General features: G+C 43.4%; 10 protein-coding genes. All 10 read left to right on the plus strand.

Going from position 1 to position 13952, the window contains the following annotated elements; all coding sequences use genetic code 11:
* Window positions 1-20: 20 nt before the first annotated feature.
* The 10 genes from rhaM (at window position 21) to HC965_RS18380 (ending at window position 13693) form a co-directional block, all read left to right on the plus strand.
* Entirely contained in the window at window positions 21-335 is a 315-nt protein-coding gene (gene rhaM, locus HC965_RS18335) for an L-rhamnose mutarotase (RefSeq protein ID WP_022138180.1), read from the plus strand.
* Between the two features lie 153 nt (window positions 336-488).
* A complete protein-coding gene (locus HC965_RS18340; protein ID WP_191032807.1) occupies window positions 489-4781 on the plus strand; it encodes a hybrid sensor histidine kinase/response regulator transcription factor in 4293 nt (1430 codons plus the stop codon).
* 251 nt (window positions 4782-5032) lie between these two features.
* Window positions 5033-5995, plus strand: coding sequence for a polysaccharide deacetylase family protein (locus HC965_RS18345; RefSeq protein WP_191032808.1), 963 nt, complete (start codon window positions 5033-5035; stop codon window positions 5993-5995).
* 30 nt (window positions 5996-6025) lie between these two features.
* Complete coding sequence (locus tag HC965_RS18350) at window positions 6026-7150, plus strand: glycoside hydrolase family 88 protein (protein ID WP_191032809.1); 1125 nt, start codon at window positions 6026-6028, stop codon at window positions 7148-7150.
* A 42-nt stretch (window positions 7151-7192) separates the two neighbouring features.
* On the plus strand, window positions 7193-8137 hold the full coding sequence (locus tag HC965_RS18355; protein ID WP_191032810.1) for a fimbrillin family protein: 945 nt from the start codon (window positions 7193-7195) through the stop codon (window positions 8135-8137).
* Window positions 8138-8169: 32 nt separating this feature from the next.
* Window positions 8170-9060 carry a fimbrillin family protein gene (locus tag HC965_RS18360; RefSeq protein WP_191032811.1) on the plus strand — a complete coding sequence of 297 codons (891 nt, stop codon included), beginning with the start codon at window positions 8170-8172 and terminating at the stop codon, window positions 9058-9060.
* A gap of 26 nt (window positions 9061-9086) precedes the next feature.
* Window positions 9087-10688, plus strand: a complete 1602-nt coding sequence (locus HC965_RS18365) for a fimbrillin family protein (RefSeq protein WP_191032812.1) — start codon at window positions 9087-9089, stop codon at window positions 10686-10688.
* Window positions 10689-10710: 22 nt separating this feature from the next.
* The gene (locus HC965_RS18370) at window positions 10711-11985 is read left to right on the plus strand and encodes a rhamnogalacturonan acetylesterase (RefSeq protein ID WP_191032813.1); all 1275 of its coding nucleotides are present in this window, start codon (window positions 10711-10713) and stop codon (window positions 11983-11985) included.
* Between the two features lie 32 nt (window positions 11986-12017).
* Window positions 12018-12791, plus strand: a complete 774-nt coding sequence (locus HC965_RS18375; protein WP_191032814.1) for a hypothetical protein — start codon at window positions 12018-12020, stop codon at window positions 12789-12791.
* A 23-nt stretch (window positions 12792-12814) separates the two neighbouring features.
* Window positions 12815-13693: a sialate O-acetylesterase gene (locus tag HC965_RS18380; RefSeq protein WP_191032815.1), complete on the plus strand. Its 879-nt coding sequence runs from the start codon at window positions 12815-12817 to the stop codon at window positions 13691-13693.
* Window positions 13694-13952 lie beyond the last annotated feature (259 nt).

Raw genomic sequence — 13952 nt, forward strand, 5'->3', positions numbered from 1 at the left:
ACTTTAAAATAGATAAGACCATGAAACGAGAAGCATTTAAAATGTATTTGAAACCCGGATGTGAAGCAGAGTATGAAAAGAGACATGCAGCCATTTGGCCTGAACTGAAAGCGTTGCTTTCAAAGAATGGCGTGTCTGATTATTCCATATACTGGGATAAAGAGACGAATATCCTTTTCGCCTTCCAAAAGACAGAAGGAGATGCCGGCTCACAGGATTTAGGTAACACGGAGATTGTACAGAAATGGTGGGATTATATGGCAGACATTATGGAAGTGAACCCGGATAATTCTCCGGTATCCATACCTTTGCCGGAAGTGTTCCACATGGATTGATTTTTTAGTCATTAGGTTGAATAGTTCGTGTAGGGGAATGTTTGGTATGTAATACGGGCATTCTCCTCCTGCTATTTTAATGGAGTGTTTCTTTCTTATTCCAACTATCTTGACTATTTTTGTCCATCATTCATTATTAATCCTGGAATCTATATGATGCAAAGACGCTTTTTAGTCTTCCTCTTTTTTGTTAGCCTTGTACTGAACGCTTATAGTGCAATAGAACTCCGTTCCACACAAATGAGGACAAGTGACGGCCTCCCCAACAACTCTATCCGGTACATCTATCAGGATAGCAAAGGTTTCCTGTGGCTGGCTACCTTGAACGGATTAAGCCGCTATGACGGCAACTCTTTCCTGACCTTTCGTCCCGAAACCGGAGACAAGGTTTCTTTGGCGGATAACCGCATCTATGACCTTACCGAAGATAAGGACGGCTTCTTATGGATTTCCACCACGCCGGAATTATATAGCTGCTACGATTTGCAACGTGCCCGCTTTGTAGACTATACGGGCTGCGGTGAATTAAGGCAGAATTATTCTACCGTATTCGTTGCCGCGAATGGTGACGTTTGGTTGTCCCATTCGGGAAATGGCTGCCGGAAAATGGTACACGGAAAAGAAGGAGAAATGACCTCTACCGTATTCAGAACAGAACGTGGAAACCTGCCGGACAATAGAGTGAAATTCGTCAACGAAGACTCCAGCGGACGCATTTGGATAGGCACACAATGCGGACTGGTCTCGGTCACCAACAGTCAGTACCGGATTGAAGACCGTTTGATTCACTTCACTTCTTCCCTGGCATACAAAGATGATATGTACTTCCTTACAGCCGATGGGGACATCTACCATTATCAGTCCTCTACCCAAAAGATGCAGAAACTCGCTGCCCTTTCTACCATCGCTGGACAGACATCGCCTACCGGAAATTTCCTGTTGAAAGATAAATGGATGATTCTGACTACCACCGGAGTATATACTTACGATTTTGCGACCAACGAAGTGTCTGCCGATCCTCGTCTGAATATAAAGAAGGGCGAACTGATTCGTGACAATCGCGGCAACTATTGGATATACAACCATACAGGACGTCTCACCTATGTTCTTGCTGAAACCGGAGAAATCAAAGATTTCCAGTTAATCCCCCAGGATAAGATAAGTTATATCGACTATGAACGTTATCACATTTTTCATGACTCCCGTGGAATTATATGGATTTCAACCTACGGCAACGGTCTTTTCGCATATAATACAGCCGAAGATAAGTTGGAACATTTTGTCTCGAGTATTAACGACCAAAGCCATATCAGTTCCGACTTCCTGCTCTATGTCATGGAAGACCGTGCCGGCGGCATTTGGGTAGCTTCGGAATATTCGGGATTGTCACGCATCTCCGTATTGAATGAAGGAACTTCCCGCATCTATCCGGAATCCCGTGATTTGTTCGACCGTTCGAACACCATCCGTATGCTGACGAAGAGAAGCAACGGTGATATTTGGGTAGGTACGCGCAAAGGCGGACTTTATACCTTCGACTCGAACCTTCAGTCGAAAATGACGAACCAATACTTCCATTCCAATATTTATGCCATTGCTGAAGACCGCCAGGGACGAATGTGGACAGGTACTCGTGGCAATGGACTGAAAGTAGGAGATACCTGGTATTGCAACACCCCTTCCGACCCGACATCATTGTCCGATAACAATGTCTTTGCCATCTATCGCGACCGCAAAGACCGTATGTGGATTGGAACCTTCGGCGGCGGACTCGAACTGGCGGAACCTACTTCCGACGGTAGCTATAAATTCCGTCATTTCTTCCAGCAAACATTCGGACTGCGTATGGTACGTGTAATAGAAGAAGACGAGAACGGAATGGTTTGGGCAGGTACCAGCGAGGGTATTTGTGTCTTTCATCCCGACTCATTAATTGCCGATGCCAATAATTACCACCTCTTCAGCTATACAAACGGAAAATTCTGTAGCAATGAAATCAAATGCATCTATCGGGATACGAAGGGACGAATGTGGATTGGTACATCAGGTTCGGGACTGAATCTCTGTGAACCGCAAGATAACTATAACTCCTTGAAATACGAACACTACGGAACTTCCGAAGGACTGGTGAACGATGTGATTCAATCCATCCTGGGAGATAAAAAAGGAAATATCTGGGTAGCTACGGAATACGGCCTGTCCAAGTTTAATCCGACCAGCCATTCCTTTGAGAACTATTTCTTTTCTTCCTATACCTTGGGAAATGTGTATAGCGAGAATAGCGCCTGTATGCGTGAAGACGGGAAACTGCTCTTTGGTACAAACTACGGCCTGATTGTCATCGACCCCGAAAAGATACAGGAAAGTGAAACTTTCTCCCCGGTTGTTTTCACCGACCTGTATGTCAACGGCACACAGATGAATCCGCAGATGGAAGATTCACCCTTAAAACAATCCCTTGCCTATTCGGACGAAATCACCCTGAAATATTATCAAAACTCATTCCTGATAGACTTCTCCACCTTTGATTATTCGGAAAGCGGGCATACGAAGTATATGTACTGGCTTGAAAACTACGATCAGGGATGGAGCGCCCCTTCTCCTTTGAACTTCGCTTCTTTCAAATATCTCAATCCGGGTACTTACGTGCTTCATGTCAAATCCAGCAATGGGTCAGGTGTCTGGAACGATAGCGAGACTACGCTAGAGATAGTAGTTGTCCCGCCATTTTGGAAAACGACCTGGGCAATGTTCTGCTATGTCTTGCTCTTGATTGTTGCCCTGTATTTTGCGTTCCGCATCGTCCGTAACTTCAACAGCCTGCGCAACCGCATCGACGTAGAAAAGCAATTGACCGAATATAAATTGGTATTCTTCACCAATATCTCACATGAATTCCGTACACCGCTCACGTTAATTCAAGGAGCATTGGAGAAGATTCAGCGCGTCACGGAAATCCCGCGTGAGTTGATATATCCATTAAAAACAATGGATAAAAGCACCCAACGTATGTTGAGGCTTATCAACCAGTTGCTCGAATTCCGTAAGATGCAGAACAACAAACTGGCACTTTCCCTGGAGGAAACGGATGCCATCTCGTTCCTCTATGAAATATTCCTTAGCTTCGGCGACGTGGCGGAACAGAAGAATATGAATTTCCGCTTCCTGCCTTCAGTGCCATCCTATAAGATGTTCATAGACAAGGGAAACCTGGATAAAGTAACTTACAACCTGCTTTCAAATGCCTTCAAATATACTCCCTCGAACGGAACAATCATTCTCTCGGTGAATGTGGATGAAGCAAAGAAAATATTGCAGATTCAAGTCTCGGACACCGGAGTCGGTATTCCTAAAGAGAAACAGAATGAACTGTTCAAACGATTCATGCAGAGCAACTTCTCCGGTGACAGCATCGGGGTAGGCCTGCATTTGAGCCACGAATTGGTGCAGGTTCATAAAGGCACAATTGAATACAAGGACAACGAAGGTGGTGGCTCCGTATTCACCGTATGTATCCCGACGGACAAAACTGTCTATTCGGAAAAAGACTTCTTAGTCCCCGGCAATGTATTGCTGAAAGAAGCGGATGGACAGGCACATCATCTACTACAACTCTCGGAAGAACTTCCCGACCCTGAAAAGATGCCTGCTCCTTTGAACAAGCGAAAAGTCCTGATTATTGAAGACGATAACGATATTCGTGAATTCCTAAGAGAAGAAGTGGGTGCTTATTTCGAAGTGGAAGTAGCAGCCGACGGAACATCCGGCTTTGAGAAAGCTCGTACTTATGAGGCTGACTTAATAATCTGCGATGTCTTGATGCCGGGAATGACAGGTTTTGAAGTAACCAAGAAGCTGAAATCGGATTTCGATACAAGCCATATCCCTATTATCCTGCTGACTGCTTTAAGCTCGCCGGAAAAACACCTGGAAGGTATCGAAGCCGGAGCAGACGCCTACATCGCAAAGCCGTTCAGCGTAAAACTCCTGTTGGCACGTGTCTTCCGCCTGATAGAACAGCGCGACAAATTGCGTGAGAAATATTCCAGTGAACCGGGTATCGTGCGTCCTGCCATGTGTACCACCGACCGGGATAAGGAATTTGCAGACCGCCTGGCTGCTATCCTTGAACAGAACCTTGCCCGGCCGGAATTTTCTATCGACGAGTTTGCGCAACTCATGAAGTTGGGACGAACGGTATTCTATCGGAAACTACGCGGAGTCACCGGATACTCCCCCAATGAATATCTGCGTGTCGTGCGAATGAAGAAAGCGGCTGAATTGCTGCTCTCGGAAGATAACCTGACAGTAGCGGAAGTTTCCTACAAAGTAGGTATCAGTGATCCTTTCTATTTCAGCAAATGTTTTAAGACTCAATTCGGAGTAGCCCCGTCTGTCTATCAGCGTGGCGTAAACAATGATTCTGTTCAGGAACCACAAGAATAAAATTCATTCATATCGGACTTTCACGGAACGCTCAAAGGAAGAAGTGTTCCGTGAAAGTTCTCTCCTCGAATATACTTCATATCGGATGGAATTTTATCCATCTGCCTCTCACACTCTTCAGAATGGATAATTATCCTTGTATTTGCGTACAATCGTCCATTGTACAGTTGGAAAAGTACGCCTATTTTTGCAAGGTAAATAGAATGTAGCAATGAATCACATATCTATGAATTCAAATATCAAGTAGAATTATGAAAACACTTTTTGTATTTGTCCTTAGTTCCTTCTTTTATGCCTTCTGCATTTGTTCCGTGTCGGCAGCAGATTGGAAGGTCTGCATTGCCAAATATAAACAGGATAAAGTTTGTGCCATCTCCTATACTTTTGATGATGGTCTGGCCGAACATTCCACAGTGGCCGCACCTGAACTGGAAAAGCGTGGCTTCAAAGGAACCTTTTGGGTTTGTGGCTATTACACAGAACAGGGAGCATCTTCCAAACTTCCCCGTATGACTTGGAAGGAATTGAAAGAAATGGCAAAGAAAGGGCATGAGATTTCCAATCACAGTTGGTCACATAAGAATGCGAAGCGCCTCACTTTGGAACAGGTTAAAACAGAGATTGAAAGAAATGACAGTGCGATATTTGCCTATATAGGTATAATGCCCGTTACTTATTGCTATCCATACAATTATAAAACGGATGAAATAGTGGAGCTGGCTTCTAAAAATAGAGTAGGCACACGTACCAAACAGATTTCAATAGGTGGAAAATCGACTCCCCAGCGTTTTGCCAAATGGTTGAATGATTTAATGGCGAAAGGAGAGTGGGGAGTAGGCATGACTCATGGAATCAATTATGGATATGATGCGTTTAAGGATTCTTCTTTGTTTTGGGAGCATTTGGATAAAGTGAAGAGTTTGGAAGATAAAATATGGGTAGGCACATTCCGTGAAGTAGCTGCCTATACCAAAGAGAGAGAAAATATTCAGCTGAAAATATCCAATCATAAGGATGGGTTAACGATTGTACCTCAAATGACCTTAAACAAGAAACTATTTACAGAACCATTGACGATGATAGTTGAAGGTGAAGCAATTGAAGCGGTTTCCGTAAAACAAGGTAGAAAGAAACTGGAAGCACGCATTCATGGGGATAAAGTGATTTTTGATTTCAATCCCTATGGCGGCAAGATTAAAATGACATTAAAGTAACATTAAGATATGAATCATTCACGAATACACATGAAAAATAATTTAGTGCTATTGCTCTTTTTCATATTGGCAGGTTCTGCCAGTGCGCAACCGTTGCCTGAACAAAAAGAAACACTACAGGTATTGACGAAGGTGAACGGCTACTTTATGAAGAAGTATGCTGATTATACGACTCCTAGTTTCTACGGACGTGTCCGCCCCAGTAATATATGGACGCGGGGTGTGTATTATGAAGGGCTAATGGATCTTTATTCTATTTATCCGAAGGAAGAATATTATAAATATGCGCATGATTGGGCTACTTTTCATAAATGGGGAATGCGCAATGGCAATACTACCCGCAATGCCGATGACCATTGTTGTGGACAAACTTATATTGACTTGTATAATCTCTGTCCGTCCGACCCGAACATGATTCGGAATATCAAAGCAAGTATCGACATGGTAGTCAACACCCCGCAGGTGAACGACTGGTGGTGGATTGATGCCATTCAGATGGCAATGCCTATTTTTGCGAAGTTCGGAAAGATGACCGGCGAACAGAAGTATTATGATAAAATGTGGGATATGTACTCCTATACCCGCAACACACATGGGGAAGCCGGTATGTACAATCCTAAAGATGGTTTGTGGTGGCGCGACCAGGATTTTGATCCGCCTTATAAAGAACCGAATGGAGAAGACTGCTACTGGAGCCGTGGAAACGGTTGGGTATATGCAGCCCTTGTACGTGTCATGAACGAAATTCCATTTGACGAAAAGCATCGTCAGGACTATATCAATGACTTCCTCGCTATGAGTAAAGCCCTCAAGAAATGTCAGCGTGAAGATGGCTTTTGGAATGTCAGCCTTCACGACCCTACCAACTTCGGCGGGAAAGAAACTTCAGGTACGGCATTGTTTGTATATGGCATGGTATGGGGAGTCCGCAATGGATTGCTCGACCGGAAAGAATATCTCCCGGTTGCTTTGAAAGCATGGAATGCTATGGTGAAAGAGGCTGTTCACCCGAATGGCTTCTTAGGATATGTGCAGGGCACAGGCAAAGAACCCAAAGACGGCCAGCCGGTAACATCTAAAAGTATTCCCGATTTCGAAGATTACGGAGTGGGTTGTTTCCTGCTTGCCGGAACGGAGATTTATAAATTGAAATAGAATCAATCAACGAATTAACAATAACTTAAAATGAAGACATCAATGAAAAACATGTATGTAATGGCTGTTTTGATAGCAATGGTAGTTGCTGCATGCAGCAATGATGAGGTTACAGGGCAACCGGACAAGTCGAGTTCCCCTATCCAAATTCTTGGAAACATAAGCGGAATGAACGAGCAGAACAGTACACGTGCCATAGATACTACCTGGGGTACGGACGACCGTATCGGTGTAACGGTAGCCGAGAATCTTAGTGGCAATGATGTGGATGCTTACATCAATATCCAATATCGCAGTGAAAACGGCAACTCATTCAGAGCTGTAAACGAAGGCTCTACGGATAATAATATCTATTTGAAAGGTGACGCCGGATATTCATTGAGCGCTTATTACCCTTATACGGGAGAGAATAAAACATTGCCCGGAACGGATGGTGTATTGACAGTGAATACCAAAGATGAATATCAGACTACCGCTAAACAGCCTCAAATAGACTTTTTGTTTGCGCAGGCTGATGATGTACACAAAGGTGACCCGGTAGAATTCACGTTCGCTCATAAGATGACGAAAGTTATATTCAAGTTCAAAGCCATCAATGGAGCTACATTGAACGATATGACTTGTTACCTGACTAACTTACAACTGAACGGAACGTTCGACGTAACGACCGGAGTTGCCGCAGCATCTTCCGACCCCGTAGACCCTAAACAAGAACTGAAACTGCAAGTTGAGAAACCCGCCGGTGACGGACAGATGATTGCGTCTATCATTCTGCTTCCCCAGACTATTGCCGATGACGTATTGCTGGAAGTGAAAATGAATAACGAAACTTACACGGCTACATTGCCTGCGCAAGAACTGAAAGCGGGATGGGCTCACCCTCATAATGTGACATTCGAAAATCCTGCCATGACAATCAAGAAAGCGGAAATCGAACCTTGGGAAGTGGAAGACGACAAAGATGTCACAGCTTCCGTGACTGAATAAATGAGTTGTATAGAAGACTAACAAGGAAAATTATGAGAAAAAAAGAATTATGGCTCGGTGGTCTGTTTACATTGGCAGGAGTATTCGGCTCATGTACGAATGAAATGGAATACGAGTCTCAAAACAATAAATATCCGATGGAACTGACTGCGGAAAAGGCAACTATGTCTTTCACCCGCACTGTCACGGAAAAGACAGAATGGAACGGTGGGGAAGAAGTATCCCTTTACGACGGTTTCTCGCAAAAAGTCTATCAGATTTCTGCGGACGGCGGAATGACAGCCAAGGACAATGACCCTCTTTATTGGTACACAACAACCGAAGAGGAAACATTATTTGCATGGTATCCGGCTACGGGAACTCTATTGACCGAATGGAGCGTAGCTGCCGACCAAACGTCAGAGGAAGCCTATAAGAATTCTGATTTCCTTTATGCATATGAAAAGATGAAGTTCCGTAGCGAACGGAGACTACAATTCCGCCACGGGGTGGTGAAGTTGATTATTAATGTGAAAGGTGACGGAGATACTGTGAAGGAAGAAGACCTGGAGGGTGCAGTGTTTACCATAGAGAGCACTGCGATACAAGGTTCAATATCTGAAGGTAAATTGCAACCAAAAGAAGGAGTTGTGGCAACCAGCATGAAACCTTACCAATTAGAAACGACCAAAGAAGGATATGTGGCATCTTTCCAACTGCTTCTGATTCCGCAGGATATGTCCGGCAAACAGTTTTTCAAACTTGTGTTGAAAGATGGCAGAAAATTCAGTCATACCCCGGGTAATGGAGAAGGCATTCTGGAGAGCGGACACCAATACACCTATAATGTGGGAGTCGGAAAGCCGGGCTTGAAAGTGGAGATAGAGAAAGATTCAGTTTCCTGGGAAGGTGATGACGAGGAAGTGGAAGGAACTGATATATAGAATAATATTCAAAAACAGAATCGAATATGAGACAATATAAATTGATACAGGTAGCTTTGCTGGCAACATTGTTGCTGGGTTGGTCCGGCTGTTCTTTAAATGAAACGGAAGTCCCGGAAAATGCACCGAATCAAGTTGTGCTGAACGTGACCGATACCGGGCTGAATAATAGCGGAGCAACAACCCGTACTGAAGATGAAGGATTTGTTACCACCTTTACACAAGGAGACCAAATAGGACTGTTTGCAGTAAAAGAAGGTGCAGTATTGGATGAAATCAATAATATACCGTTTACCTATAACGGTTCTAGCTGGTCGGGCAAACCTATATTATATGATGATAGACTGGAAGGCGTGACATTTTATACTTACTATCCTTATCAACCGGACATGAGTGATAAAATAGACATTGCCGGAGAAGATTTTTTTGCTCCTTTGGTTGCAGGATGGGAACTGACCACCGAACAAAGTAATCAGAAAGAATATGCAAAGCAAGACCTGATGACTTCAGGTGCAACTGCTCTGATAGGTGAGAATGGTAACTATACATTAAGTTTCCAGCTAGCACACCGTATGAGCCTGGTTGTAGTGAAATTACCTTCTACGCGATATATTTTCACTGATGCCGAAGGGGTGATTATGCCGGAAGAAACTCCCTATGTTGCCATGCCGGTCGGTGTGACATTCTATATGGACCAGGCAGAAGATGGCAATAAGATTTCTCCTTATTACGACAAGAAAAAGGATGAATATCGCTTATTGAGAAAACCGGCTTCGGGAAATATGATAATCGGTCACTACAATGGCAAACAATGTACATTTGAAACAGCAGATAAAATGGTTCAGGGCAAGTACAAACGTTTTGTTGTGGATGGTGGATATAAAGAAGTGACACATAATTTGCAGGTCGGTGACTTTTTTTATGCAGATGGCAGTATCATTGGGGCTAATGAAGAGCCTTCTGCAGATAATTGTATAGGGGTGGTTTATTATGTTGGAAATCCGCAACCTTCATACCTTTATCCTGAAGTCATTTCAAGTAAGCAGGATGTGTTGAAGCGTGAGTGCCCGAATTGCGTACATGGATTAGTATTGAGTATTAGTCCTAATGACAGTGATATATGGGGAGATGGTGGTACTGGCAAATATATCACAGAATGGTATAATTCCTGGAGCGGTAATACGGACTATGTAACTTTGGATGGATATTATTATCTTGAAGGTGGTAAAAGAGTAAATTTGGAAAGATTATTAGGCTATAATAATACAAGAGTGATTGAAGAATTTGCGAAACAAACCTCCGGTTTTTCATGTAAGGCATTGGATAAACTGTCCGACTGTCAAGCTAACTACCAGGCTCCGGCGATTACAAGTAACTGGTATTTGCCTTCGGCATATGATATGACTGTTATGTGGGATAATCTTAATAAGTTGAATGCTAATTTGAATAAGGTCGGTGAAAATAATAAATTGGAGTTGAATGATTTGTACTGGACTACCAATGAACGTAATAAGGATTTGCTGTATTATGCGCAATTCACAGCAAGTAAAGTGACTATAAACTCAGCTAGTAGTAATTCGAAGAAGAACTCTAGCAAAATGTTTCATAGATTTGTTCTGGCTTTTTAAAACATAAGATGCTATAGATAAAATGAAAAGAGTAGCTTTAGTGATATTGTTGGTCGTGGTTTCATTAGTAAACTATGCGCAAGTCTACAAATTCGACTTCACTCCCGATAAGAAAGTAAAAGACGGATATACTAAAATAACATCTGAAACCCTGTTCAATAATGAGCAGGGCTACGGATACGATTTACAACCGGCATGGGATGGAAAAAGCAATCAGCCTTTTTTCTTTTCCGTCAATGTTCCTGATGGAAATTATAAAGTGACTGTCACTCTCGGCAGTAAAGATACGGCAGGGAATACGACCGTACGTGCCGAATCCCGCCGTCTGTTCATAGAAAATCTTCCGACTAAGAAAGGGGAATTGATTACAGAATCTTTTGTTGTCAACAAGCGTAACCCGAAGATTAATGAGAAGGAAAAAGTGAAACTGAAGTCACGTGAAATAAAGAAACTGAACTGGGACGATAAGCTGACACTTGAATTTAATGGTGACGCTCCCCGTGTGAGTTCCGTGGTCATAGAAAAAGCGGACAATGTTCCTACTATTTATCTTTGTGGAAACTCTACCGTAGTAGATAATGACAATGAGCCTTGGGCAAGTTGGGGACAGATGATTCCACGTTTCTTCACCGATAAGGTATGCATCGCCAATCATGCCGAATCCGGTTTGTCCGCCAATACATTCATAGGCGGGGGACGTCTTAAGAAGATTTTATCCCAAATAAAGAAAGGCGATTATTTAGTAGTCGAGTTCGGTCATAATGACCAAAAGCAGAAAGGAGCCGGAAAAGGCGCTTATTATTCATTTGCCTATAATCTGAAAATCTTTATAGACGAAGCACGGGCAAAAGGTGCTTATCCGGTATTGGTGACCCCGACAAGCCGTCGCCGCTTTGACAGCAATGGAAAGTCAACCAATACGCACGGCGAATATCCGGATGCGGTACGCTGGGTTGCTGAAAAAGAAAATGTACCTTTGATAGAACTCAACGGTATGACAGCTACCCTTTGTGATGCTTTGGGAGTGGATGGCTCCATGAAACTATTCGTCCATTATCCGGCAGGAACTTTCCCCGGGCAGACGAAGGATTTTAAAGATAACACTCATTTTAGCACCTATGGCGCATACGAAGTAGCGAAATGTGTGGTGGAAGGAATGAAAAAGGCCGACCTTGATATTGTTAAATATCTAAGAGCAGATTATAAAGGTTTCGACCCGGCTCATCCGGACAGCTTCAAGTCTTTTAAATGGAACTTATGCCCGTTTACGGAGATTGAGAAGCCGGATGGCAACTAAGGAATATAGATAACCAATAAAAAAAGAATAGTATGAAAAAGATTATGGCATCAATGGCTTTGGCAATAATTGCTTTAGGAAGCCAGGCACAAGTATTGAAGAGCGATTTATTAAAAGACTACAAAGCGGGGGATGTCTTGGAAAAGGCCGTATATGATGATAAGCGCTCTCCGATAAAAGAAAATACATGGTGTGGCGGCTTTGCGACCAAACCGGCAGAAGGAGCAGAAAGTCCCGTGATTGGCAAAGGACTGACTTATGAAGGATATAGTGAAGCAGGACCTTCTATCAACTTTGGTTTTCCGCAAGGAGTGAAAGGTTCTCGCGTTAGCGTTTATTCATTGGTTGAATCGGGAAAAGCATACTCCAAGGGCACTTACTATATAGCTTGCTTGGTAAACTTCTCAAAACTGGGTTCTGCTAATTTAGCAGATTTCCTGGCTGCCAGTGCCAGTTATGTAGGCGGTGGAAATCGGGGACAGGTATACGTAAGACGCGAAGGAAATGATAAAATCAAGTTTGCGGTCGGATTGCTGAAAGAACGTGCCGAAGCTCCGATGGCATACGATTATAATACCACTCATCTGTTGGTACTGAAAGTGGATTATGCCAAGAACGAGGTGTCTTTGTTTGTAGACCCTGCATTGAGCGGAGAAGAACCTAAAGCGGATGCGGTGGCAGTTGGTGAAGAAGGTGCCTTGAAAGCCGGACTGAAAGCTATCTCATTCAGAAACCGTAGCGGATATAAAGGAAATATCGGCAACTTCCGCTTTGCAAAAAGTTGGGCGGGAGCTATTGGTAAATAACAAGAAGCTAAAAAGAACAATTCATGAAAAAACTACTTTTATTGCTGCTCTTCGTGCTGGGCTGTGGTTACATTCAGGCAGGCGAACCTGCTCATGTCATCATCACAGCCGGTCAGTCCAATACGGACGGGCGTGTCCCGAACGACCGTTTGCCGGACTATATCAAGGCGATGGCTACGGATACGGCTTTCACGCAGGGAGCTTATAAATACTGTAAAATAGCACAAAACCGTACAGATGGAAAATTCCGTCCCTTTTGGCCTAAAAGCCGCCGGAGAGCGAAACCTAATACATGGGGCTACGATGCTATTGCCTATTATTGGCTGGAACAGTTGTATCAGGAAAAGTTTTATGTGATTAAATGGGCTATCGGCGGCACAGCCATTGCCCCTTCAGATACCCCCCGGGGAACGTACTGGTCTGCTGAACCGAAATGGCTGTCAGATAATGTGGCTACCAGTGAAAAGGGGAAATCCCTGTTACTCTCTTTTATAGCCAATATAGATGCCTGCATTGACCAGACGCTTTCTAAATTGGAGAATGGGTATCAGATTGACGCTTTCGTCTGGCATCAGGGAGAGAGCGACCAGGCACACGGTAAAGAATATTATAAGAACCTGAAAGCGGTAGTAGCTTATGTACGACACCATCTGACAGAAAAAACAGGTAAGGATTACTCGAACCTTCCGTTTATTTTTGGGACAGTATCCAGGCGAAACAAAAGTTACAGCTCTGATGTGGAAGAAGGGATGAAACGCTTGGCAAAGGAAGATAAGAATGCTTATTTGATAGATATGTCCGATGCGGAACTGCTGGGAGACAAACTTCATTTTAACCAAGTCTCCGCTGAATACATGGGCAAGCAGGTGTATGAACAGATAAAGAAACTGACGAAGAAATAAAATTGTTGTTTGTTTAAAGGATGCGCCCGATTGGTTCCTAAAAAGAATCAATCGGGCGCTTTTGGGTTATTTCTTTCCGGTACGGTTTTGAATAGACTTGAGCTCACGTGTATTTATATTAGTACCCGGATATTAAGATGCAATATGCAGATTATTAAGATATAACACCCGGAACATATAGATATGACACGGCAATGATTATAAGATTGCATGTACGAGATGCTCATCTCGTCATGTCCCACATGCTCATCTGGTGATG

Origin of the sequence: Bacteroides sp. GM023 (assembly GCF_014750685.1) — a bacterium.
Classification (GTDB): domain Bacteria; phylum Bacteroidota; class Bacteroidia; order Bacteroidales; family Bacteroidaceae; genus Bacteroides.